At 30.7% G+C, this 26,339-nt stretch carries 22 protein-coding genes, 1 tRNA gene and 1 riboswitch; of the genes, 6 read left to right on the top strand and 17 right to left on the bottom strand.

The annotated features are described in order from the left end of the window. Positions 1–89: 89 nt before the first annotated feature. The 5 genes from EBB51_RS04440 to EBB51_RS04420 all read right to left on the bottom strand — a co-directional run bounded on the left by EBB51_RS04440 (position 90) and on the right by EBB51_RS04420 (position 6,557). Positions 90–2,147, bottom strand: coding sequence for a sigma 54-interacting transcriptional regulator (locus tag EBB51_RS04440; RefSeq protein WP_123053353.1), 2,058 nt, complete (start codon positions 2,145–2,147; stop codon positions 90–92). Positions 2,148–2,249: 102 nt separating this feature from the next. Continuing rightward, positions 2,250–3,113, bottom strand: a complete 864-nt coding sequence (locus EBB51_RS04435; protein WP_123053352.1) for a DMT family transporter — start codon at positions 3,111–3,113, stop codon at positions 2,250–2,252. Positions 3,114–3,425: 312 nt separating this feature from the next. Beyond that, positions 3,426–5,264 carry an asparagine synthase (glutamine-hydrolyzing) gene (asnB, locus tag EBB51_RS04430; RefSeq protein WP_123053351.1) on the bottom strand — a complete coding sequence of 613 codons (1,839 nt, stop codon included), beginning with the start codon at positions 5,262–5,264 and terminating at the stop codon, positions 3,426–3,428. Between the two features lie 122 nt (positions 5,265–5,386). Further along, a complete protein-coding gene (locus EBB51_RS04425) occupies positions 5,387–5,584 on the bottom strand; it encodes an alpha/beta-type small acid-soluble spore protein (protein WP_123053350.1) in 198 nt (65 codons plus the stop codon). Between the two features lie 106 nt (positions 5,585–5,690). After that, complete coding sequence (locus tag EBB51_RS04420) at positions 5,691–6,557, bottom strand: ATP-binding protein (RefSeq protein ID WP_123053349.1); 867 nt, start codon at positions 6,555–6,557, stop codon at positions 5,691–5,693. A gap of 233 nt (positions 6,558–6,790) precedes the next feature. On the opposite strand from EBB51_RS04420, the gene EBB51_RS04415 reads away from it, so the two are divergent. Beyond that, positions 6,791–7,234 carry a cell wall hydrolase gene (locus tag EBB51_RS04415; protein ID WP_123053348.1) on the top strand — a complete coding sequence of 148 codons (444 nt, stop codon included), beginning with the start codon at positions 6,791–6,793 and terminating at the stop codon, positions 7,232–7,234. Between the two features lie 38 nt (positions 7,235–7,272). Next, complete coding sequence (locus tag EBB51_RS04410) at positions 7,273–7,713, top strand: hypothetical protein (protein ID WP_123053347.1); 441 nt, start codon at positions 7,273–7,275, stop codon at positions 7,711–7,713. Between the two features lie 43 nt (positions 7,714–7,756). Here the strand turns inward: EBB51_RS04410 and EBB51_RS04405 are convergent, their stop codons facing one another. The 5 genes from EBB51_RS04405 to EBB51_RS04385 form a co-directional block, all read right to left on the bottom strand. Continuing rightward, positions 7,757–9,775, bottom strand: coding sequence for a methyl-accepting chemotaxis protein (locus EBB51_RS04405; RefSeq protein ID WP_123053346.1), 2,019 nt, complete (start codon positions 9,773–9,775; stop codon positions 7,757–7,759). A 313-nt stretch (positions 9,776–10,088) separates the two neighbouring features. Next, positions 10,089–12,107: a methyl-accepting chemotaxis protein gene (locus tag EBB51_RS04400; RefSeq protein WP_243103911.1), complete on the bottom strand. Its 2,019-nt coding sequence runs from the start codon at positions 12,105–12,107 to the stop codon at positions 10,089–10,091. Positions 12,108–12,357: 250 nt separating this feature from the next. Then, complete coding sequence (gene thiC / locus EBB51_RS04395; protein WP_123053345.1) at positions 12,358–13,671, bottom strand: phosphomethylpyrimidine synthase ThiC; 1,314 nt, start codon at positions 13,669–13,671, stop codon at positions 12,358–12,360. 91 nt (positions 13,672–13,762) lie between these two features. Continuing rightward, positions 13,763–13,871: riboswitch (TPP riboswitch) on the bottom strand. A gap of 46 nt (positions 13,872–13,917) precedes the next feature. After that, a complete protein-coding gene (locus tag EBB51_RS04390; RefSeq protein ID WP_123053344.1) occupies positions 13,918–14,760 on the bottom strand; it encodes a metal ABC transporter permease in 843 nt (280 codons plus the stop codon). After that, complete coding sequence (locus EBB51_RS04385) at positions 14,753–15,430, bottom strand: metal ABC transporter ATP-binding protein (RefSeq protein WP_123053343.1); 678 nt, start codon at positions 15,428–15,430, stop codon at positions 14,753–14,755. Before EBB51_RS04385 ends, EBB51_RS04390 begins: the two co-directional genes overlap by 8 nt. A gap of 98 nt (positions 15,431–15,528) precedes the next feature. On the opposite strand from EBB51_RS04385, the gene EBB51_RS04380 reads away from it, so the two are divergent. Next, positions 15,529–16,446 (top strand): metal ABC transporter substrate-binding protein, encoded by a 918-nt coding sequence (locus EBB51_RS04380; RefSeq protein WP_123053342.1) that lies wholly within the window; start codon positions 15,529–15,531, stop codon positions 16,444–16,446. A 57-nt stretch (positions 16,447–16,503) separates the two neighbouring features. Here the strand turns inward: EBB51_RS04380 and EBB51_RS04375 are convergent, their stop codons facing one another. Continuing rightward, the gene (locus EBB51_RS04375; protein ID WP_123053341.1) at positions 16,504–17,133 is read right to left on the bottom strand and encodes a class I SAM-dependent methyltransferase; all 630 of its coding nucleotides are present in this window, start codon (positions 17,131–17,133) and stop codon (positions 16,504–16,506) included. A gap of 163 nt (positions 17,134–17,296) precedes the next feature. On the opposite strand from EBB51_RS04375, the gene EBB51_RS04370 reads away from it, so the two are divergent. Then, positions 17,297–18,076, top strand: coding sequence for an SDR family NAD(P)-dependent oxidoreductase (locus EBB51_RS04370; protein WP_123053340.1), 780 nt, complete (start codon positions 17,297–17,299; stop codon positions 18,074–18,076). Between the two features lie 33 nt (positions 18,077–18,109). After that, on the top strand, positions 18,110–18,739 hold the full coding sequence (locus EBB51_RS04365; protein WP_123053339.1) for a RusA family crossover junction endodeoxyribonuclease: 630 nt from the start codon (positions 18,110–18,112) through the stop codon (positions 18,737–18,739). A gap of 54 nt (positions 18,740–18,793) precedes the next feature. On the opposite strand, the gene EBB51_RS04360 is transcribed toward EBB51_RS04365, so the two are convergent. The 6 genes from EBB51_RS04360 to EBB51_RS04335 form a co-directional block, all read right to left on the bottom strand. Then, positions 18,794–19,159: a DUF1667 domain-containing protein gene (locus EBB51_RS04360; RefSeq protein ID WP_123053338.1), complete on the bottom strand. Its 366-nt coding sequence runs from the start codon at positions 19,157–19,159 to the stop codon at positions 18,794–18,796. Positions 19,160–19,164: 5 nt separating this feature from the next. Next, positions 19,165–20,424, bottom strand: coding sequence for an FAD-dependent oxidoreductase (locus EBB51_RS04355; protein ID WP_123053337.1), 1,260 nt, complete (start codon positions 20,422–20,424; stop codon positions 19,165–19,167). A 50-nt stretch (positions 20,425–20,474) separates the two neighbouring features. Next, positions 20,475–21,911, bottom strand: a complete 1,437-nt coding sequence (locus EBB51_RS04350) for an NAD(P)/FAD-dependent oxidoreductase (protein ID WP_123053336.1) — start codon at positions 21,909–21,911, stop codon at positions 20,475–20,477. Positions 21,912–22,089: 178 nt separating this feature from the next. Next, positions 22,090–22,944 carry a tetrahydrofolate dehydrogenase/cyclohydrolase catalytic domain-containing protein gene (locus EBB51_RS04345; RefSeq protein ID WP_123053335.1) on the bottom strand — a complete coding sequence of 285 codons (855 nt, stop codon included), beginning with the start codon at positions 22,942–22,944 and terminating at the stop codon, positions 22,090–22,092. A 38-nt stretch (positions 22,945–22,982) separates the two neighbouring features. Further along, positions 22,983–23,615, bottom strand: a complete 633-nt coding sequence (locus EBB51_RS04340; RefSeq protein WP_123053334.1) for a cyclodeaminase/cyclohydrolase family protein — start codon at positions 23,613–23,615, stop codon at positions 22,983–22,985. Positions 23,616–23,635: 20 nt separating this feature from the next. Then, the gene (locus EBB51_RS04335; RefSeq protein WP_123053333.1) at positions 23,636–25,312 is read right to left on the bottom strand and encodes a formate--tetrahydrofolate ligase; all 1,677 of its coding nucleotides are present in this window, start codon (positions 25,310–25,312) and stop codon (positions 23,636–23,638) included. Between the two features lie 294 nt (positions 25,313–25,606). Between EBB51_RS04335 and EBB51_RS04330 the strand changes: the two genes are divergently transcribed. Then, positions 25,607–25,682: transfer RNA gene (locus EBB51_RS04330), tRNA-Trp, on the top strand. Positions 25,683–26,339: the final 657 nt, after the last annotated feature.

Raw genomic sequence — 26,339 nt, 5'->3', positions numbered from 1 at the left:
CCAAACTTGTTACTAAATGGTACTTTGGTCTTGAAAAAATTTACAAAAAACTTACTAAGAGGGTTAATAGGTATCTGCGGTTTTACCTATTAACCCTTTAAATACTCAAGCAACTTTCTTCCGGATTCAGTAATTACCGTACCTGTCCTTCCCTTAAATATTTCTACCATTTGATATTTTCCTAAATTAACTAAAATAGTTCTTATTTCTTGTTCACTAATAAAAATGTTATTTTCTTGAGATTTTTGAAAAATGCTTCTTCTTCCTAATCTCTTATTTTCCTTGAACCCTTTTTCCAGTTCTTTTAAGACAAAGATATATTTTTTAATATTTTTACCTGCTATTTTTATTAATTTATTCATCAAAATTTTTTCATCATTATTGAGCATGTTATTCTTCAAACTTTTTCTATCTTCAAATGGTAAATCTTCAATATGAACTTTTTTTATTTCAAGACTTATTATATATTCAACATAATTTTTTAATTCCCTTACATTTCCCTTCCAATCATGATTTAAAAATACCCTTTTAACATCTTCATCCATTTCAAACTTACCATTAAGCTCTTCTTTAAATTGATTTATAAGAAGAAATATGTCTTCCCGCCTGGAATTCAAATTTGGTACTTTTAGTCTAAGTACATTTAGTCTATAAAATAAATCCTCTCGAAACTCTCCCTTAATAACCATATCATTTAAATTCCTATTTGTAGCAGCTATTAATCTAATGTCTACATCTATTAGCCTATCCCCACCTACTCTCATAACCTGCCTTTCTTGTAAAACTCTTAAAAGTTCCATCTGGATGTTTTTTGAGATTACCCCAATTTCATCTAGAAAGAGGGTTCCTTTATGTGCCAGCTCAAAAAGACCAGGTTTTCCTCCTTTTCGCGCACCTGTAAATGCTCCTTCTTCATACCCAAAAAGTTCACTTTCCAAAAGGTTTTCTGGTAAAGCTCCACAATTGACAGCTACAAACTGATAGTCTTTTCTACTTGAACTATTATGTATGGCTTGGGCAAATAATTCCTTCCCGGTACCGCTTTCTCCAGTTATTAATATTGTAAAATTGGATTTTGCCATTTTCACAGCATCATTTTTGCATTTTTTTATTGCTTTACTCTCCCCTAATATATCCTGAAAGTTATATTTAGCTCTATGTCCCTTACCAATAAGCTGCGACCTCAATTTATGCTGTTTCTTTTCTATATCATTGAATTTTCTTATAATAGCAACTGCTCCATATAATCTATTGGAGTGAATTATTGGATCAACTGAAACAACAACATCATAACCATTTATTTTTATCAACTTTTCCTTAACTGGCTGCAAACTTTCAAGTACATATTTAAAAGGAATATCATTCAATACGTCCAGCCCATACTTATACATAACATCATGTTTTTTATATCCTATAATTTTTTCTGCACTTTCATTATATGTACATATTAAACCATCATAATTAATTCCTATAATACCATCATCTGAAACTTGAAGCAAAATGTCCAATTCTTTTTCAAACCGATTAGCTTCTCCAATTAAATGCGATAATCCAAAATCCGCAGTAACAATTTCTTTATAACTTTTTTGAATATTTTGACTTTCTAAGATATCAGATAGCCCTAACACTGCTGCTATATCCATTATTGTGCTAATATCTAAGAGTGTATTTCCAATATTAATAATCTCTTTTGAAGAGCTAGAAATACATTTTGATTCTCTGAGTATAATAAAACTCTTTCCTTTGGCAATATCATTACTTCCCCAATAAACTGGCGTTAATTCTATATGTCTTGCACCCAATTGATATATTACAGAAACCATTTGTGCAGCCATTTCTGCATTCTCATCTACAAGCATTACTTGTCTACCCTCTGGAATACTCATGATTTTTTCTAACCCAGCTTTAGATATGGTTCTATTTACTATTATAATTTTACTTTTTTTTTGAATATATTGCTTGATTGTTTTAAGAATGTTGTAGGATTGAACTAATATTAAATCTGCTTGTAAGCCCTGCTTAATCTCTTCATTATCAACACAAAATTCATCTACAATTACAGCATCCGAAAATAGACTAGTAATTTGTTCATGATATATATTAATTGTTGATGCACTATATCCTATAATAACCAATCTTTTTCTCATTTACTTCACATCCTTCTTAAACATATAATCATTGGTATATTATATTATTGGCTGCTTAACATTTAATAACAGTAATTATCAATGGAAACAGAATTGGACTTGTTAATTTACTTTTCTTATACTATAAACAGCATATATAACCATAGCTGCTCCAAATACCTGAATTACTGTAACCTTTTCCCCTAAAATCAATACTGATAAAAACATGGCTGTAGGTATTTCTAAATTGCCTATTATAGAAACTTTTAAGGAACCAATCCTTTTAATTGCTGAATACAATAAAGTTAAAGGTATTATTTCGCACATTACAGATAAGAGCAAAACACATGCTATGAGCTTTGCATTTAAATTTTGTTTAAGATTTAAATATGGCAGCTTTAAAATAATCAAAAATATTAAAGAAAATATAATTGAATAAAAGTTAATAACAAAAGAATTTATATGACTCATCTTTTTTTCTGTATATATGTTCATAAATGCATAAAACAATGCTGATAAAACGCCATATACGACTCCCTTAATTGAAAATGTTCTCGTTCCACTTGTGAGTCCTAGTGCTAGGAAACATCCTGCAAAAGCTAAAATCAATAAAAAAAGCTTGTTAAAGCTTATTTTCATTTTTTGAAATATAACAGAATATATAAAAACCATTATAGGATATGTATAAAGTAATATTGTAACCATTGAAACATCTATATAATTAAACGCTAGATAATAAAATACAGTCATAAATGTGTTACCAACTACACCCAATACTGCTGTATGATATAAATCCGTTTTGCTTATTACAAGTAAATTTCTATTCATTATTAGCATATAAAAAAACATTATTGTAATTGACACTATATATTGCAAAATTATTAAACTTATAGAATCTATGCCTTGTGAAAAGGCTGTTTTAATTACTATTCCGCAAGTTCCAAAAAGTACAGCTGATAAAATAGAATATATATACCCTTTTTTCAAATTGTAACTCCCCTGTCCTTACATATTTAGCCTATTGACATTCAACATCAGTATACCATAAAAAAGATTTTCCTCATAATAAAAACAGAGGACATAAAAATAGAGGACAGAGGACATAGGACAGAGAAGGTTGATTTTTCTCCGCTGCGCTGTAAAAAATCTTTAATTAAATTTTTGATAGCTCGTTTCGCTGAAGCGAAACAACACGGCTATAGCCGCGTTTTAAATTAAAGATTTTTCGTAAGCGCAGCGGAAAAAATCTTCCTTCATTGTCCTATGTCCTATGTCCTCTGTTTTTATGTCCTCTAGAATTTATACTAATTTTACATTATACTCTTTAAGCCATAAGTTTAATTGTATTAGATATGCAATTAATTGAGGTCCCTTCATAAGCTGACCAAACCATGGAGTCTTATATGACTCTCCTCCACTTTCCACAAGTTCACTTACATTTTTCAAATCTATTATATCTAGTATAGGAGAAGTTTTGTCATTTAAAATTTCCCTGAGCCACTTTTGAACTATAGAAGTATACCTTGGGTCAAATGTCTTTGGATAAGGACTCTTTTTTCTCTCTACTACATCCTGCGGCAAAATACCTTCGGCAGCTTTTCTTAAAATACCTTTTTCTCTATTCCCATAAAATCTTATTTCTGGGGGAATATTAAATGCATATTCAACTAATCTGTAATCTGCAAAAGGTACTCTAACTTCTAAACTATTTGCCATACTCATACGATCTTTTCGCGTGAGTAAAGTTATCATAAACCACTTAATATTTAAATAAACTAGTTCACGCATTCTTCTGGCATATGGAGTATCTGTATCCAAGTATGGGACCTTATTTATATTTTCCTTATACCTTTGATCCACAAATTCTTGTAAGTTTATAGATTTAAACTCTGGAGAAAGTAGTTCACTTCTTTGTTTTACAAATCTTGACCATGGAAATGTATTTGCATTTACCATTTCTTTTCGAGTAAACCAAGGATACCCTCCAAAGATTTCATCAGCACATTCTCCAGAAAGTGCAACAATATTTTCTTTTTTTACAGCCTTACAAAATAAGAAAAGTGATGAATCTATATCTGCCATACCTGGAACGTCATTTGCTTCTACGGCATCTTTAAGTGCCTTTGCAAGATTTTCATTGTCATTTAATATCTTATGATGCTTGCTTCCTATGAATTCAGACATTCTTTGTGCCCATATACTATCAGTAGTTATTACAAATCCATCATTTTTAAAATACAAATCATTATCTTCATAATCTATTGCATAAGTATTTAATACCTTACCTTTATTTTTAAATTCTTTTGCTGCTACTGCTGAGATTATGCTTGAATCCAATCCTCCTGATAAAAAAGTACATACTGGAACATCAGCATAGAGCTGGCGTTTTATAGCATCTACTAAAATGCTTCTCACATGGTAAGCTGTTTCATCAGCTGTTTCAGTATGTGGATAACACTTGAGTTTCCAGTATTCCTTGAGTTTAACACCATCAAGTGTAAATGTAAGACAATGTGCAGGTGGTACTTCAAATATATCCTTTAAAACACCGCTCCCAATATTCCTTGCTGGTCCAAGTGCAAATATTTCTGTAAGTCCTTCTTCAGTTAGTATTGGCTCTACCAATGGATTAGCTAAAATAGTTTTTATTTCAGATCCAAATATCAAATTTTCATTCTTTACAGAATAAAAGAGAGGTTTTACTCCAAGTTGATCTCTTGCAAGGAAAACTTTTTTATCTTCTTCACAGTAAACTCCAAAAGCAAATATACCATTTATATGCTTTAAACAATCTTCTCCCCAATGTATATATGATGCCAATAGTACTTCTGTATCCGAATATGATTGAAATTCATATCCTGCTTTTAATAGAACCTTTCTTACATCTTCAGTATTATAAAGTTCCCCATTATATACAATTACATATTTTTTATTATTACAGAACTTTATCATAGGCTGACTTCCACCTTCTGGATCTACAACTATAAGACGTCTGTGGCCCAATAATGCATTTTGAGATATATAGTATCCATATGAATCTGGGCCCCTTTTCTTTAATGTATCCGTCATAGATTCTATTATCCTTTTTTCGTGTGTTAAATCCCTTTTAAAATTAATAACACCCGCTATACCACACATATCAATATCACCATTCTTTTATATTATAGACTCTTAAATTATAGTATGATTCTTTTCAAATTAAGTTCCATAAAATTAAAAGGTGCCTGCACCTTTTAAGATACAGACACCCTTTTAATATGTTACTTTAAGCCTTGTTCATAGCTTTGAATCATCTTTTTAACCATCTGTCCTCCAACGGAACCATTTTGTCTTGAAGTTAAGTCTCCATTATAACCATTTTTCAAATCAACTCCAACTTCTTTTGCTGATTCCATTTTAAATTGGTTTAACTCTTCTTTTGCTTCTGGTACTAAGACTCTATTATTATTGGATGGCATAATTAACTCCTCCTCTTTATATTGTATTTTGTACTATACTTTATTGTAATCATAGTTTGTACTATACTAGAAAAATTAATCATGTAATTAATGGTACAACATGTACTTATTGTTCATCATAATAATCTAAGAAAGAATATTTCTTGCCATCCTTTTGCCAGCCTATTATTGAATCCATATTAACATTTTGTGCAGCTTTAAAAATTGATTTTTCAACATCTTTATAATTGCCTTTTAACCCTTTAATTAAATCTTTAATTTCATATCGTTTGTTACCTGTCTTCTTAGCAGCTACCATACAAGCACAATTTAGCGGCCAAATACCACTTCTTTTTATAAATTTCTTAATATAATCTTCTTCAATATAATAAAGAGGTCTTATAAGTTCAAGTCCTTTAAAATTAGATGCTTTTAGCTTTGGCAGCATTGTTTTAAAGTTTCCAGAATAAAATATATTTAACAATGTAGTTTCTATAACATCATTAAAATGGTGCCCAAGTGCAAGCTTATTACATCCAAGTTCTTGAGCCTTTGAGTATAAATTTCCTCTGCGCATCCTCGCACACATATAGCATGGATAATCTTTTGCTATGCGATTTACTACTTCAAAAATATTAGATTCAAAAATATGAATTGGTATTTTTAAATATTCACAATTATCAATTAAAAGTTTTCTTATGTCAGGATGATATCCAGGATCCATGGATATAAATTCCAGCTCAAATTTAACTTGTGAATGTTTATGTAATTTTTGAAACAACTTAGCCATAAGTAAGCTGTCTTTTCCACCAGATACAGCTACAGCAATTTTATCGCCTTCCTGTATTAGCTTAAAATCTTTTATAGCTTTTACAAACTTGGACCAAATATGCTTTTTATACGTCTTACTTATACTATTTTCTATTTCACTAAGAGGCTTTCTTTCATTATATGGAACCATAACTTCACAGCCATTTCCTGCAATATCACTCATTTTATCACTCCTAATCTTTTTACGAAGTTATTATAACACTTTCATAAAAATTTGTCTTTTTATAAATTTAAATTTAGCAATTAATTTCTGTAACACATATTTAGCTTAAATCATAATATAATATTGTATAATTAATTTTTATTGGAGGATTTGAATTATATATTTATTTTTCATATGATTTAAGTATATTATAACTGCCTTGTTAAACAAATATTTTAAATGAGGTGAAATATATGTCTTTCTCAGATAGAGAATTGCTTGCACGTATTATTAAGTGTGAAGCTGGGGGCGAAGGAGAAAATGGTATGAAGGCAGTTGCAACTGTTATTATGAACAGGGTTAGAGTACCTTATGGTGAATATCACAAAGTATGTCAGGGGGATATTAGAAAAGTAATATATCAAAAAGGTCAATTTGACTGTATGAGATCAGTATTAGGTGGTGTTGCTAATCCACAAACTATCTGGGCCAGCCCACCTGAGCAAATTCACTATGATATAGCGGATTGGGCACTATCTGGTCATAGATTATACAATATAGGTTATTCCCTATGGTATTTTAATCCATTTGCTCCTGGATGCCCATACACTTTTCCACCAAACGGAACTGGTAGTTTTCAAGTTTCCATTGAAAACCATTGCTTTTACAACCCTACTGAACTCTATGCTAAAACTTAACTTTTATTTTACTATTAATATTTAACGGAGGTAATTAGATGTTTCCTGAATTTGATTCATATTGCACGAATTGTTTTTATAGAGCTGTACCGCCTAACTTTCCAAGTTCAAATATGTTTCCATACGACCAAATGAAGGATGATTCAATGGATAGTACTTCTAATAGTACTGCGCCTTCTACTACTGAAAATCAACATAAGGAGGTACCAACTCCTAGTCAAATGCCTCAAACATCCAACTTTGTAGAAGCACCTGGTTCACCTACTATCTTGGGAATTGAATATACACAGGGATATTTAAAAACCCAAATAGGTAAAAGAGTTAGAATTACATTTTTACTCGGTACAAACACTTTACAAGATCGTACAGGTACACTTACAACTGTTGGCATAAGTTATGTTATTTTAAAAGAAGAAAGTACTGGTGAGCTAACGCTTGGAGATATTTATTCTATAAAATTCGTAAATATATTTCCATAAATATTACAGAGTTTCTAGTCGCAAACTAGAAACTCTATTTCTATTATAGTTTAAACTTGGATACTTTTTCACTGAGCTTATTTATCACTTCGTTTAGTTGTTCAGAAAATTTTGCAACGCTTTCAGATGATGCAAGCATTTCTTCTGATGATGCTGCTATTTCCCCCGACGATGCAGATGTTTCCTGTGATACAGCAGTTATCGATTCAACCTTGCTAGCAATAGTGTTCTTGGAATCATTCGTTGATTTTATAGACTTATATGCATCTTCAACTAATGGACCTATTTCCTGTATGGAAGATGACATCTGTTTGAACGAATCTATAGCATTATCCACTATAGTAGTTTGACCTTTAACTAAATCTTTAACTTTATTAGAAGTAGAGGTTACTTCTTGAGTTTCAATGCTTATTGATTTAACAAGTGATTGTATCTGATTGGTTGATTCCTTAGATTGTTCTGCTAGAGTTCTAACCTCTTCAGCTACAACAGAAAAACCTTTCCCTGCTTCACCTGCCCTCGCTGCTTCAATTGCTGCATTTAATGCCAGAAGATTTGTCTGTTCTGATATACCATTTATTACTTCAGTTATACTTCCAACCTTTGAAACACTATCATCTAAACTATTAATTCTTTCTACAACCTTCTCAAATGAAACTTTTACATCATTTATTGATTGTAAAAGTAAATTCACCTGCTCACTTCCATTATCAGCTTTCTCTTTTGTTATATTGGAACTCTTTTTAACATTTGAGAGTTTATCAAATACATTTTGAAACTCTTCTGTAAATTTTTCCATACTGTTTGATATAAACACTAAATCGTTAGACTGCTGCATAGTTCCTTTTGCTACTTCCTGTATAGCAGTTGCAACTTCATTAGCAGAACCACTCATATGTTCTGTATTTGTGTTTAAATCATCAGACATTGATTTGACACTCGTAGAACTTTCTCTTATAGATTCTATAGTATTTTTTAAGCCGTCACTCATACTTCTAAAACTATGTGCTAAAATGCCAATCTCATCGTTACTATTTACAGTTATGTTATTATTCAAGTCGCCGTTTTCTATTTTTTTAGCCGCTTCAACTACTTCATTTAAAGGAGATGTTATGCTCTTTGAAACTTTAATAAGTATAATCGCAGCTATAGCAAAAGCTATAAGCGCCAAAATAACTATAAGACAAGTAATTGTAAATACAGTTTTATCTACATTTTTCATAGACATTCCCAACTCTATTTTTCCTATGTTTGTACCATTTTTAGTTATGGGAACTAATATATCGTAAACAGGCTTGTTATTATACTTGTATTCACTTGAATATGTTTTACCATCTACAGCAGCAGTTTTACCTCCAATATTATTTACGGTCGCACCTACCTTGCTCTTATCACTGTGAGCTGTAACCTTTAAATTCTTATCTATAACTAAGGCATATACTATACTTTTATCTTTACCTAGACTTTCTAACAAATTTTGTGCTTCAAGATTTGAAGTTAACTTTTGAACTTTATTTGCCAGAATACCTATTTGAATAATTCCTCCATCAGCTTTTCTAATAGCTCCATATTTATAATAATTATTAGATTTGCTGCTCTTCCTAATACCTTCTATAGAAATATTTTTATCCCCATTCAAAACCTTATAAGCATCCATTTTGTTGTCAAATACAAAGTTTATACTTGATGGTAAATTAGAATAAATTATTTTCCCAGATGTATCAGTTAAGTTTATTTCATCTACTTCAAACTGCTTTGCAATAGATGTCAAATAATCATTATTAATTTTATCTGAATTTTCTACCAAGAAGCTGCCTAATGTCCTTATTCTAGTATCAATGGAACTGTTTAATTCATCTATAGAACTATTATTTCTTTCTAATTGACTAGCAATTTGATTTGCTATGCTCATTCCATCAGTTTTCATTTGCAATACTATTTTATTTTTTGCTATTCCTATAGATACACATGCTATAGCTGCTATAACTACAAAGATTATGCTTATAGGAATTGTAAGGACTTTAAACTTTATAGAATTTTTAAATTTACCGACATTTTTCATAACATATCCTCCTTTAACTAATCTTATAAAACAATAAATTTTACTAATGCTTTTCTAACAAATTTATGATATATTTTTAAATACATATCATGATTAAATATTACATTAAATATCAAGTTAATACAAACTTTAGTTTAATTAAATTATATTACAAAAAAAGCTTTTAATAATAGTCTAAAACCATTATTAAAAGCTTAAAGCTGTTAAAACCTTTTAACATACTGAAGTTTGCAAATATATTTCGTAGTATGAGTTAAGTTTTTACTTTGAAAGTTCTGCTCAATATTTTACATTGCTGTTACTTAACAAATTATTAAATTTTAAATCTAGATATTTTTTCGTTTAGTTCACTTACAACTTTCTTTAAATCATCTGAGAATTTTGTAGCATTTTCAGATGATGCAAACATTTCTTCAGAAGATGCAGCTATCTCCTCTGAAGATGCCGATGTTTCCTCTGAAACTGCAGTTACAGATTCAATCTTACCTACAATAATATTCTTTGATTCATTAGTTGTCTTTATTGATTTATATGCATCATCAATTAAAGGACCTATCTTAGCTATAGATGATGACATTTCTTCAAATGAATTCATGGCTCTATCTACTATTGCAGATTGACTTTTAACTACATCGTTAACTTTACCTGAAGTAGAAATTACATCTTTAGTTTCAGCACTTATAGATTGAATAAGCTTCTGTATTTGTGCAGTTGATTCATGAGATTGTTCTGCTAGGGTTCTAACCTCTTCAGCTACAACTGAAAAACCTCTTCCTGCTTCACCTGCTCTTGATGCTTCTATTGCAGCATTTAATGCTAAAAGATTAGTTTGTTCTGATATACCATTTATTACTTCTGTAATACTTCCAACCTTAGAAACACTTATATTCAAGCTATTTATTCTCTTTACAACCTCTTCAAATGAACTTTTAACATCAGTTATTGATTTCAAAAGTAAGTTTATTTCCTTTTTTCCGGTGTCAGCCTTATTTTCTGATGTTTTAGAAGTTTTCTCAACATATGAAAGTTTATCAAATATATTTTGAATTTCTTCTCCGAGTTTGTCCATACTATTTGATATAGAAATCAAATCTTCTGATTGTTTTGTAGTTCCCTTTGCAACCTCTTGTATGGCACCAGAAACCTCATTTGCAGCACTTGTAATATGCTCTGCATTTGTATTCAAATCATTTGACATTGATTGAACTTTACTGGAATTTTCTATTATAGAATTTACGGTATTTTTTAATCCATCACTCATATTTCTAAAACTGCGTGCCAAGATACCAATTTCATCTGTATTATTTATAGTTATATCATTATTTAGATCCCCATCTTCTATTTTCTTAGCTACTGCAACTAATTCATTTAAAGGAGCGGTTATTTTTTTTGAAATTTTAATAAGTATAATCGCAGCTACAGCGAAAGCTATAAGTGCCAAAACAATTATGGAACCAGTAATTATAAATACAGTTTTATTTACATTTTCCATAGACATTCCCAAATCAATTGCCCCTATAGTTTTACCATTTTTAACAACAGGAACTAATATATCATATACTTGAACTTTATTTTCGTACTTATACTCAGAAGAATAAACTTTTCCATTAACAGCAGCAGTTCTACTTCCAACATCATCTAAAGTAGTACCAATTTTATTTTTATCACTATCAGCTGTTACTTTTAAATTCTTGTCCACAAATAGTGCATATACTATACCATTATCTTTAGCCAAACTTTCCATTAAGTTTTGTGCTTCCAAATTTGAAGTTAAAACTTTAACTTTGTTTGCTAAGATTCCTATTTGGGCAACTCCTCCATCACTTTTTTTAATAGATCCATATTTAAAATAATCATTAGTTTCACGACTTTTTCTAATATCTTCTATAGAAATATCTTTATCTCCCTTTAAAACTTTATAAGGATCCGTTTTACTATCAAATACAGTACCTATACTTGTTGGCAAATTTGAATAAATAATCTTTCCAGACGGATCAGTAACATTTATTTCATCAACTTCAAATTTATTTGCAAGAGTAGTCAAATAATCATTATCGATTTTATCTTGATTAATTGCTATAAAACCTCCAAGTGTTCTTATTCTAGTATCTATTGATTCATTTAATTCATCCATAGAAATATTATTTCTTCCCATTTCACCTCCAATATGATTTGCTATTGTCATACCATCTGATTTCATCTGTAACAATATTTTGTTTTTAGCTATACTTATAGATACACATGCTATAGTAGCTATTATAATAAAAATTATAATTATTGGTATCAATAAAATTTTAGATTTCACAGAACTTTTAAACTTATTAATTTCCACAACTATTCCCCCCAAAATTGATTTTATAAAGCGATAAATTTCACCGCAAATTAACGCATATCTAAACTGTTGTATATGCGTTTTAGAAAATAAATAATCGCATACCTAATATTACAATGAAAACTAAGATAATACAATTTATTATACTATTTTAATATCGTCTATAAATAAATTATTTTAAGATGTATATAAAAATTCCCATAATGACTTTAATCATTATGGGAATTCAACTCATATTTTCACATACTTTCTAATCATCATCCCTTAGGATATTTATATTTTTGCCTTCCATGACTTTGTTCATATTCCTTACTGCACACATTTTTCCACACATTGTACAAGTTTTTTCATCTTCTGGTCTTGAACTCTCCCTGTATCTTTTAGCTTTTTCTGGATCTATCGCAAGTTCAAGCATTTTATTCCAATCAAGTTCTCTTCTTGCATTAGCCATTTTATTATCCCAATTTCTTGCACCATTAACTCCCTTTGCAATATCTGCGGCATGTGCTGCTATTTTCGCTGCTATAATTCCCTCTTTCATATCATCTAAATCTGGCAATCTTAAATGTTCAGCTGGAGTTACATAACACAAGAAATCTGCTCCATAAGTTGCTGCAATTGCTCCTCCTATAGCACTAGTTATATGATCATAGCCAGGTGCTATGTCAGTCACAATAGGTCCTAAAACGTAAAAAGGTGCATCATGACAAAGTTTTTTCTCAAGTAACATATTTGTTTCTATTTCATTTAAAGCCATATGTCCAGGTCCTTCTATCATAACTTGTACATTCCTTTTCCACGCTCTCTTTGTAAGCTCTCCTAAAGTCATAAGTTCTTTAATTTGACTTGGATCTGTTGAATCATCTAGACATCCTGGTCTGCATGCATCCCCCAAGCTTATTGTAACATCATATTTTTCACATATATCAAGCACCTTATCAAAGTACTCATAGAAAGGATTTTCTCTATTATTTAAATTCATCCATGCATATAGTAAACTTCCTCCTCTTGATACAAAATTCATAAGTCTTGGGTTTCTTTTAAATACTTGTGCAGTTTCCCTATTTATACCTGCATGTATAGTCATAAAATCAACACCATCTTTTGCATGAGTTTCTATAACTCCTAGAAGTTCTTCAGCAGTTATATCCTTCAATTCCTTATCATAAAAGCCAACTGCATCATACATAGGTACTGTACCTATCATAGCTGGAGACATTTCTATAAGCCTGCTTCTAAATTCCCTTGTCTTTCCAAAGCAGCTTAAATCCATTATAGCTTCTGCTTTCATTTCTATTGCTTTTTTTACTTTATTGAGTTCTAAATCTATATTGCAGCAGTCTTTTGAAATACCTAAATTTACATTTATCTTAGTTTTTAACCCCTTTCCTACACCTTCTGCACTTAATTTCTTATGATTTTTATTAGCTGGAATAACAACCTTTCCTTCTGCAACAAGCTTAATTAACTTTTGTACATCCATATTTTCCTTTTCAGCTGCTGTCTTCATTTGACTTGTAACTATGCCTTTTTTAGCTGCATCCATCTGCGTAGTATAATTCATTTTATACATCTCCCTTTCAATTTTATACGCAAAAAGAGGAAAGCCACGTAATGCTTTCCTCTTCAAACCTTTTAATAAACCTTTTAAATTCAAAGTTATATAAAGTTTTCCCTACGTTGGCATTACCCAAATCAGGTCATAAGGGTCTTAAGATTCAATCTCACTCTCAGTCTGTAACACAGACTCCCCAAAATATTTTTTATTTTAATTAATTAGTAACACACATTTACTTTATTGTCAATAATTTTAGTCGTTTTCTTTTGCAATACTCTTATTAGATAACCTATAAGAGCAGCTGAGACTAGATACTTTTTTTAAAAACATAACTACAGCTAACATTGCAACAGATGCTAATGCAATCAATCCACCTGGTGCACATCCTATATAATATGAAGAAAATAAACCTATTAAAACATCTATAATACTAAATATTATTGACGATATTAATGTAACTTTAAATCCTTTCTTAAGCTGCAGTGCAGTTGCAACTGGCAGGGCAATCATTGAACTTAAAACAAGCACCCCAACTATCCTTATTGAAACAGAAACCGTAGCTGCAACCAATATTGCAAATACATAGTTGATCATTTTAACCTTTACTCCAGATATTTTTGCTGCTTCTTCGTCAAAAGCAATAAAGACAAGCTGATTATATGAGAAAAATATCAATATATATGATATAACACTCAGTATAATGACCGTATACAAATCCTCTCTTGACACTGTAAGTATACTTCCAAATATAAATGAATCAACATTTGTATGTAATATTCCAGAACTCATTATGGTAATTGCAATTCCAACACCCAATGACATAACTATTACAAGTATAAGTTCAGCATACTTTCTAAAATAGCCCCTTAAAAATTCAATTAAAACTCCACATATTGAAGTAAATATAAATGCAGCAAAAATAGGATTTTTTTGTGTTAAAAGTCCTATTGCAGCCCCTGCAAGTGAAGCATGTGATAGAGTATCTCCTATCATGGAATATCGCTTTAAAACCAAAAAAATACCTATACACGGGCAAAGTATTGAAATCAATACAGCTATTATAAAAGCATTTTGCATAAATGTATAATCAAACATAAAATTTATTACCTCCATTAGCCTCTACATATTCTTTGATATATATATCCGGCTTGCACATATGACCATTTCCATTTGACAAATGATATATAAGCGATGAATTTGAAATTGCCGCCTTAAGGTTATGTTCTATTGATATAACAGTTATGCATTTATTTCTATTTAAATATTTAATCAAGCTATAAATTTCTTTCTGACTTTTTATATCAACACCAGTAGATGGCTCATCTAAAATAAGCAAATCTGGATTTCCCATTATTGCTCTTGCTATAAATATCTTTTGACATTGTCCCCCTGATAAATTTCCTATAAGTGAATTTTTAAATTCCAGCATATTTACTGTTTCTAAACTCTTTGTTATTATTCCCTTATCCTTTATCTTTAACAATTTTCTATAACAATCAAGCATTTCATAAACGGTAATTGGAAACTGTGAATTTAGGAAATCTGATTTTTGTGCTACATATCCAATATTTTTAGCTTCATTTATTATAGTACCGCTTGTTGGTTGTAAAATATTGAGCATTAATTTTATTAAAGTTGATTTTCCACATCCATTTTCCCCTAGTATGGATACATATTCGCCATTATTTATAGTTAAATTAATATTGTTTAATATATAAGGTGCATGCTTGTTATATGAGAAATACAAGTTGCTAATTTTCAGCATATCTGTCCTCCAATCATCTCATTGACAAATTTTTTTCATAAATATATTATATATATAAATGCAAATGATTTGCAACACTAATTTCTAGGAGTGGTATAATGTCAAAGAAAATACTTACTGTATTTATAACTGCACTTTTGATAATTTCGTCAGCTGGATGCAGTAATAGCAATAAACCTCAAGATAATGTTAAAAATTCTGGTTCAAAAATAAGAGTTGTAGTTACATTTAATGCTGTGCGTGAATTTGCTTATGCAATTGGAAAAGATAAAGTTGATATAACAACATTAGTCCCTGATGGAACTGAACCCCATGATTTTGAACCAAAGGCAAAAGATATGGAAAATATAAGTGATACAAAAGTGTTCATATATAATGGACTTGGAATGGAAAACTGGACAGATAGGACTTTAAAAGCAATAGACAATAAAAATTTAATTGTAGTTGATGCTTCTAAAGGATCAAATCCTATTAAAAATTATAATCGCAGTGAAATGCAGGAACACGGTCAATATGATCCACATTTATGGCTTAGTTTAAAAGGTGCTAAAATTGAATCCTCCAATATAAAAGATGCACTTATTAAAGCTGATCCATCAAACAAGAATTATTATGAAAAAAACTTCAATGAATTTTCAAAAGAGCTTGACTTACTGTATAGTAAATACAGTGAAAAGTTTAAATCAGTTTCAAATAAAGACTTTGTTACAGGTCATGCAGCATTTGCATATCTTTGCAGAGACTTTGGATTGAATCAAAAAAGCATAGAAGATGTTTTTGCAACTGGTGAACCAAGTACAAAGCAATTAAAAGAACTTACTGACTACTGTAAAAAAAATAATATTAAAACTATATTCATGGAAGACATGACAAGTCCTAAAGTATCTGAAACACTTGCAAAAGAAGTTAATGCCAGTGTAAAAAAAATATATACAATAGAAAATAGGGAGGATAATAAAAATTACATTGAATCTATGGACTCAAATTTAGAATCAATCTATAACAGCTTAAAATGATTGCTGACAAAATAAGTTTGTCAGCAACTTTACTAATAATATTGTAAATCAATTATATTACTTTTGAGCTATATAGCATACCCAATTTTTTTCTTCTTTTAATTCCATCTGTATATCTTGATAGCCAGCCATCTCCAATAATTTTTTAAGTTCATTAGGAGTATATATTTTCATGTTACAATTTTTTACATAATTATTATTTCTCTCTTCAAAATTTTGATCCTTATATATTTCATTGATTATAACTAATTTACCTTTATCTTTTAAAACCCTTTTAATTTCCTTTAAGTTTTTAACAAGATTAGGCCAAAAATAAATTGTTTCAACTGCTGTTACAATATCAAATTTACTATCCTCAAATGGTAACTTTTCCACACTTGCATTTATAATGTTGACTTGTTCTTTATCAATTAAATCCCTATTGTACTGTTTTGACCACTTTACACAATCTACAGAGTAATCTATTCCAAAAATTTTGCCGCTTTTAGCTATAGATGCAAGCCTATTTATGGTTTTTCCACCACCGCATCCTATATCTAAAATAACACTATCTGTATCAATTTTCACCTTATTAAGTCCCCATCCTGTCAATTCATAGTGACTTTCATTCATATCATCTACAACAACTTTTCCTAAATCACCTTCAGGTTTTTTACATTGATTTAATCTTCTTGCAATTTCGCTCATTTATATGCCTCCCATACTTTAAATATTAGATAAACTATTAACATTTATATTATTACACACTTCATTATAAAATTATATTATCTTCAAATCAACTTGATGAATGTTATAATTAGAATATGTAATAAATTATAGTTTAAAATAAGTATATACAGGAGGTGAAAGTATGGATTTAAGTGGTAAAAAAATAATTATAACAGGAGCTTCTTCAGGTATAGGGCGCGAACTTTTAAAACTTCTATCAAAGTATGATACGGAAATAATTGCAGTCGCACGTAATATTGAAAATATACCTTTAATAGATGATAAAGTTAAACCTTATAAATGTGATGTATCTAAAAAAGAAAATGTAGATGAATTATTTAACTTTGCATTAAAAACCTTTGGTAAAATTGATTTATTTATTGCAAATGCAGGTTTTGCGTATTGTGAGGAATTAAACGATGCAGATTGGGATCATGCTGAAAAAATATTTAAAACAAATGTAATTTCACCAATATATTCACTTGAAAAAATGAAAGAACTAAATAGAGGAAGACGTTATACAGTTGTAATAACTTGCTCTGCAGTAAGCCATGTACCACTTCCAGGTTATGCACTATACTGTTCTACAAAAGCTGCAATAGACCATTTTGCACATACTTACCGTTTTGAGAAAAATGATATGGGAAAACTAACACTTGTATATCCAGTTTCAACATCATCTAATTTCTTTAAAAATGCTGGAAAGAAAGCACCAATTCCGTGGCCTATACAGCCGCCTAAATGGGTTGCTCTATGTATACTTATGGGCATAAAGTTCAATTTTCATTCTGTGTATCCATTTATGCTTTATCCGCTTAGCTATTATACAGTAAATCGTGTTTTTCCTTTTATATATGGAATTTACGACTTAATAAACAAATTGAAGTTTAAAGTGTGGGTAAAAAAGTATTCTAATAAGTAGGTAATTTAAATTTTATAAAAGGAGCAGCTGTATATGGAACAAAATTATGCAAAAGTAATCGTACAAGGTTCTCCAATAACTAAATCAAATTTTAAGCTTTCAAATGCAAAAGGTAGAGCTATTCTTCCATACAATTCTGGAAAATATCATGATAGATATGCAATATATGAAGAAGAAATAGCATATGAGGCAAGGTCTCAAAATCCAGGGCTGACATTAACAGAATCCTTAATTGCTGTACTCAAAGTGTATTATAAAAGTAAAAAAAGACATCCAGATACAACTAACATAACAAAGAGTATATTTGATGGTATAGAAAAAAGCGGCTTAATAATAAATGATGCTCAAATACGGAAATTAATGATTGAAGAATTTTATGACAGGGAAAATCCGCGTTTTGAATTGGAATTATTTTGTGAAAGCAATTATTCAATAAATTATAAAATAAATCAAAAAGAATGCAAAAGTGATCCTATAAACTATTCTCCACCGCCAAATAAAAAACATTTGCAGGGTGCTCGTAAAATTGAACCTAAATCCAAATTAAAAGATGGTGAAACTTACTGCAGTATGTGCGGAAAAATAATAAAAAGCCGTGATATAATCACTGCAAATAAAGGTTCTCTTATTATATGTAAAACGTGCTTTAAAAATTTATTTTAATACAAAGGGATGTCCAAATACAAAACTTTGGACATCCCTTTTTCAATATTTAAATTATTTTGCTTCAATATTTTTAGTAGCTATAACATTAACTCCTGTGCCAAGTATATTTTCTACTACTACATCTCCTATTTTTACTGGTGCTTCTACAACTAGATTTTTTAATGCCTTTACACAGTTAAATATCTTTTCCTTAGGAATATCACTTTCAGTTTTTACTGGTACAACATCTATTTTACCATCTTTTACACATACAGAAGAAGTAACTATTCTTGTTGGATTTACACATTCTTTTTTACCGTATACTTCTCCTCTTTTGCAAGTATTTCCTGTAACTTCTACAGCTTCTTTTCCATTTAATTTAACTTGAAGTTGGCATCCCATAGGACAACCTATGCATACTAATTCTCTTATATCCATAAAAATTACTCCCCTTCAACTTTAATGGTTATTTTTTTGCAATTACTGTACTTATCAAAAATTGCTTTTGTAAGTTTAACAGTTTCCATCTCACCTGGAGCAAGAATTCTCTTCTTTATATGCATTTCTCTCTTATCGTCGAAATACACACTTATAAAGCTGTCCTTATAAACATTTCCAACTCTAAATCTAACATCCAAAACTTTTTCTACATTTTCTGGATTTATAAACTTAGGAACAGTATATCTTACACCACCTGCAGCTATAACTTCTATTTTTTCACCATTAAATCTTTTGCCACTTACATATTTAGCTGCATTTTTTCCAGCATTATAACTTTCAAGTGTAACATTATCAACAAGGTCATGTACGTGAAGAACATTTCCACATGCAAATACACCTTCAATGTTAGTTTCCAAACTTTCATCTACCTCAGGTCCGCTAGTTACATTGGACAGCTTTACATTTGCCTTTCTTGAAAGTTCATTTTCAGGTAAAAGACCTACTGAAAGAAGTATTGTATCACATTTAATATATTCTTCTGTTCCCTTTATAGGTTTTCTATCTTCGCCGACCTTTGCAATAGTTACACCTTCAACTCTGCCTTTTCCATTTATATTTGTGATAGTGTGACTTAATTTAAGCGGAATTCCAAAATCATCAAGACACTGTACTATATTTCTCTTAAGTCCACTTGAGTACGGCATAAGTTCAACTACTGCCTTAACTTTAGCACCTTCTAAAGTCATCCTTCTTGCCATTATAAGTCCTATATCACCAGATCCAAGTATTACTACTTCCTTGCCCGGCATGTACCCTTCAACATTTACAAACTTTTGAGCTGTTCCAGCAGTATATATACCAGCACATCTGCTTCCAGGTATATTTATAGCTCCTCTAGGTCTTTCTCTACATCCCATCGCTAATATTATTGATTTTGCCTTTATTTCTATAATTCCATCTTCTTCATTGACAGCTGTTATTTCTTTTTTTTCATTTATATCAAGAACCATTGTATTTAATTTATATGGTATCTTTAAAGCAAGAGTTTTATCTATAAATCTTTGAGCATATTCAGGACCAGTCAATTCTTCTTTAAAAGTATGAAGTCCAAATCCATTGTGAATACACTGATTTAAAATTCCACCTAGTTGATCTTCTCTTTCCAATATTAAAATATTATCTATGCCTTCTTCTTTAGCCGAGATTGCTGCTGCAAGTCCAGCAGGACCTCCACCTATTACTACTATATCATATGCTTGCATTTTTAACCCTCCATATCAAATTGGTTTTTCATAGTCCAATAAACATATACCTAAATAGTTTCTTTATTTTTGCCTATTAATATATTTGAACCTTTACCATATTTAGTTATACTTTTTGGATCAACTTTAAGCTCTCTCGCTAAAATATCAACTAATCTTGTTGAACAAAAACCACACTGACATCTGCCCATTCCAGCTCTAGTTCTTCTCTTTATACCATCTAAATTTTTAGCACCTAATGGTCTTTGTATTGCATTTACAATTTCTCCTTCTGTGACAGTTTCACATCTGCATACTATTTTACCATATCTATGATCCTGTGCTATAAGCTTCTTTCTCTCTTCATTGCTCATTTCTCTAAACTTTGGTATTCCTTTTCTTATAGGATTAAACTTATCATTCTTTTCAGGGCTTAATTTTTTTACAACCATACCCTCAACCATTTTTGCTATTGCAGGTGCACTTGATAATCCAGGCGATTCAATTCCTGCTGTATTTATAAAGTTTTCTGCGTCTTCAGCTTCTCCTATTATAAAATCTCCAGCTGTTGAATGAGCTCTTAAACCTGAAAATGAAGTTATAACTTGTCTTACAGGTATGGATTTTACACTTAGTGAAGCCTTTTCAAGTATATCGTTTATGCCTTCACTTGTTGTATCTAAATCTTCTTTATCATCTATATCAACTGCATTAGGTCCAACTAGGAGATTTCCGTCAACTGTTGGTGTAATCAAAACACCCTTTCCCATTTTAGTTGGAAGTTGGAATATAGTCTTTGAAACAGTATTTCCAACAGCCTTATCAAACAGACAGTATTCACCTTTTCTTGGTATTATTTTTAACTTATTTTTACTAACCATATTATTTATTTCATCTGCATAAATTCCAGCAGCATTTATAACTAATTTAGTTTCTATACTTCCCTTATTAGTATTTATTACATATTTTCCATCTTTTTTATCTATTGATTCAACTTTGGTATCAAATTTAAATTCAGCACCATTAGTATAAGCATTTTCTGCTAAAGCAATTGTCATCTCATAAGGACAAACTATTCCACCAGTTGGTGCATATAATGCAGCAGCAGCATTTTCAGAAATATTTGGTTCCATGTTTTTTACCTTGTCACCGTCTAATATTTCAAGACCTGGTACACCGTTTTCCTCTCCTTGTTTCTTCAACTTATAGAGTCCATCTAAATCCTTTTCATCAAAACACAATACCAATGATCCTATTCTCTTGAAAGGAAAATCTAATTCTTTTGAAAGTTCATCAAACATAGCATTTCCTTTTGCATTTAATTTGCCTTTTAAAGTTCCAGGTTCAGCATCAAATCCAGCATGAACTATAGCACTATTAGCTTTAGTTGTACCACTTGCTGTATCTGATTCTTTTTCTAAAACACATATCTTTAATTTATATCTTGACAATTCTCTTGCTATTGCAGAGCCTACTACACCAGTTCCTATAATTGTTATATCAAACATTTAAATACCTCCTCAAGACAAATAAAAAAGAGAACTAATATTAAGGTATACTATACCTTAATATTGGCTCTCTTAAACTCCGCCTTAAAATCATTTTATTAAATTACTTAAAGTATATCACATTAAAACTAAATGTTCAATACATAAACTTAAAAAGATATGCAAAAATAGTTGTTTATTATAAATCATTTTGCAATTTACATGCTTTTACAACATGTTTAGCAAGAATAGATGTTGTAACAGAACCTACTCCTGCAGGAACTGGAGTTATCATCGAAGATTTATTGACACATCTATCAGTATCTACATCCCCACATAGTTTTCCATCTTTATCAACATTTATACCAACATCTATTACAATTGCACCTTCTTTAATATACCTTTCATCTACCATTTTTGCTTTTCCAACTCCAACTACAAGTATATCTGCTTTTGAAGCTATTAAATGTATATCTCGAGTTTTTGAATGACAAATTGTAACTGTTGCATTTTCATTTAACAGGAGCATGGATACAGGTTTACCAACTACCATTGACCTCCCTATGACTACAGCATTTTTTCCTTTTATCTCAACATTATAGTGCTTTAATATTTCTATAACTGCTGATGGTGTACATGGAACAAAACCAGTTTTATCATTTTCCATTAATTTTGATACATTTATAGGACTAAAACAATCTACATCTTTATTAGGTGCAATTATGTACTTTACCGAGTCTTCCTTTAATTGCTTTGGAAGCGGTCTAAATATCAATATACCATTTACTGTTTTATCATTATTTAATTTTTTGATTTCTGCTGTAAAATGCTCTTCATCTATATCTTCCGGAAGTTCTTTAACTTCCATTTGAATTCCTATTTTAGAGCACCTCTTTGAGGCTCCTCTTTCGTAAGCTAAATCACTTTCATTTTCTCCAACCCTCACAACTGAAAGTTTTGGAGCAATTCCTTTTGACTTCAAATCAATTACTTCCTCGATTAGCTCTTTGCTTATGGCATCTGCAGCTGGTTTACCTTTGATTATCCGGCCCATTTCAATTCTCCTTCACATTAAAAATTTGATAAAATGAGTTATTTAGAGATGGTATTAAGTACCTTTTTATAAATCATATCGGCTTTTTCCGTACCACTTTTAACAAGTGAGCCGACTTCTTTTTTCACTTTACTAACGTACTCATCATCTTTAATTGAATTTATATTTATAATTACATTCAATTCTCCACTTAGTATTGCTGACCTAAGGCTCTGTACACCAACTCCTATATCACTTGCAACCATCTTTGAACAGTGATTCACCATATATTCATGAATTTCAAGAGCTTCACAGCACTTTTTTATTATTTTAATAGGCGTTACACATGCATCTTTTAAGCATTTTTGTATAACTTCCTGCCTTGACTTTTTTTCTTCTTCAGTTTCTTTAGGCATATCAAATGCTTTTATAAACGGCAAAAAATGCTCTGCATCTTCATCAATCAAACTCAGCAGTTCATCTTGTATTTTCTGTGCACTCTCAGCTATGTATTTGATATCTTTTTCATATTCACTAAATTTCTTATTGTTAGCCGTTAAATTTGCTGCCATACTTGCAAGAGCTGTTCCAATGGAACCAACTAATGCTGCAGCTCCACCACCGCCCGGAGTTGGTAACTTTGACGACAGCTTATGAACAAATTCACTGCATGTATTATCTGCCAACTTCATAATAGTACCTCCCTGTAACACTAAAACAATCCGCTTATTACACCATTTTCATCAACATCTATTTTTTCAGCAGATGGAGTCTTTGACAATCCCGGCATTTTCATTATAGAACCAGTTATTGCAACTACAAAACCTGCTCCTGCTGAAACAGTAACTTGGTTTACGGTTATATTGAATCCCGCTGGTCTTCCAAGTTTGTTCTTATCATCAGTTAATGAATACTGAGTTTTTGCTATGCATACTGGTGTTTCACCGAATCCTAATTTCTCAAGTTCATCTATTTCTTTACTTGCCTTAGTTGTAAATGTTACATCATCGGCACCATAAATTTTTTGAGCTATAGTCCTTATCTTCTCTCTTATTGGAAGTTTTTCATCATAAGCATATTCAAAATTATTTTCTCCTTCATCTATAAGTCTTAGAACTTCTTTTGCAATTTCTATTCCGCCTTTTCCACCTTCTGCCCATACATTTGATATTTTTACATTAACTCCTAACTCTTTGCATCTTCTTTCAACTAATTCAATTTCTCTATCAGTATCAGTTGGAAATTTATTTATTGCAACTACCGCTGGAAGTTTAAATACTTTAGTTATATTTTCAACATGCTTTAATAAATTTGGAAGTCCTCTTTCTAAAGCTTCAAGATCTTCCTTGTTTAATTCCTGCTTTACAACTCCTCCATTGTACTTAAGAGCTCTAACTGTTGCAACTATAATTACTGCATCTGGTTTAAGGTTTGACATTCTGCATTTTATATCTAAAAATTTTTCTGCTCCAAGGTCAGCACCAAAACCTGCCTCAGTAACTACATAATCACCAAAATGTCTTGCCATTCTAGTTGCTATAAGTGAATTACATCCATGAGCTATATTGGCAAATGGTCCGCCGTGAACAAATGCTGGAGTTCCCTCTAAAGTTTGAACTAAATTTGGTTTTAATGCATCCTTTAAAATAGCAGCCATTGCACCTTCTGCTTTTAAATCATGTGCGGTTACAGGTTTGCCATCTCTAGTATATCCTATAACTATTTTTGCAATTCTCTGCTTTAAATCGCTTATATCTGATGCTAGACAGAATATAGCCATTATTTCAGATGCAACTGTTATATCAAAGCCGTCTTCTCTTGGCATACCATTTGCTTTTCCGCCAAGTCCATCAGTTATAAATCTAAGCTGCCTATCATTCATATCAACGCATCTTCTCCAAGTTATTCTTCTTGGATCTATATTTAATTTATTTCCTTGGTAAATGTGATTATCTATCATTGCGGCAAGTAAATTATTTGCAGCACCTATTGCATGTATGTCACCAGTAAAATGAAGATTTATATCTTCCATTGGAACAACTTGAGAATATCCGCCGCCTGCAGCGCCGCCTTTAATTCCAAAAACAGGTCCCATGGATGGTTCCCTTAGTGCAACTACAACAGATTTTCCAAGCTCTGATAATGCATCTGCTACACCTATAGAAGTGGTAGTCTTTCCTTCACCTGCTGGAGTTGGATTAATTGCTGTACATAAAATTATTTTACCATCTTTGCCTTGAGTTCTTTTTAAAAGATTATAATCAATTTTAGCCTTATAATTTCCGTAAAGTTCAATATCATCCTCAGGAATTCCAAGTTTACTTGCAATTTCTTTAATGGGTCTCATTTTACACTCCTGTGCTATTTCTATATCTGATTTAAAATCCATTTTTAGCACCTCCAAATATAATTATTTTAAATTGATCAATATTACTTTTTTATAAGCTTTTTACAATAGTGAGATTTTTCTTAATTAGGTGTATAATTTCAACAACTATTATACCACTTTTAGATAATTACTTTATAGTTTTTATTTAAGTTTGTGTAAATTGATGTTTTCTGGCATTTTTCATAAAATAACTTTTTTAAAAAGCTTGACAGATGAAGCCTTCTGTCCTATAATAATTCATGTCGGCAATCGGCATTGTAAATTTACTAATGTTGATTTAGCTGATAATAATATAGGGGTATAGCTCAATTGGTAGAGTAGCGGTCTCCAAAACCGTTGGTTCAGTGTTCGAGTCACTGTACCCCTGCCAAATAGAAATGAAAGTAGTCTAATCAGTGGTTAGACTGCTTTTTTCTTTTTAGTATCAGTGACTTAGAGTGTTTCAAGTTTAGATTAAAAAGACCAATAAATACAGAAGTTAATCTAAATTATACAAATTAATATTTTAATATCTAAAGGTAATAACACTTCTCGTTTTCTTAATTATTTATTTAAGCTGTTGATTTAGCTAAAGCTTATAAAGATAATGAAGTAAATGCAGATAAGACTTATAAGGGTAAAACAGTTTTAACAAGTGGAACAATAAAAGATATTGGCGTTGTTGCTGGACAAACCTATATTGTCCTTTCATCAGGAGAAGAGCTTGCATTAACAAATGTTCAATGTTTTTTTAAGGAAAAGTCAGGAATTGATAAAATAGCGAACTCGAAAAAAGGTGATACTGTAACAGTTCAAGGAGTTGTTGACAGAAAATCAGCGAATGTTGGAGTTAATAACTGTATATTAAAGTAGTTGAAACTTAAAAACAAAATATAAATTAGTATATAAGATAGTATTAACTTATAACAGTTTAGTGCTATTTTGAGGGGCTGTCTCATTAGCATAAAAAAATATACTAACGCGGCAGCCCCTTTATTATTTAAGCAGTAATTACTGCTATCTTTGCCTACTAAAATTATACTCTATG

It is taken from the genome of Clostridium sp. JN-1 (assembly GCF_003718715.1).
Lineage (GTDB): Bacteria > Bacillota > Clostridia > Clostridiales > Clostridiaceae > Clostridium_AV.
The sequence above is the reverse complement of the archived record's forward strand: the minus strand, read 5'-3'. Positions and strand labels throughout refer to the sequence as shown.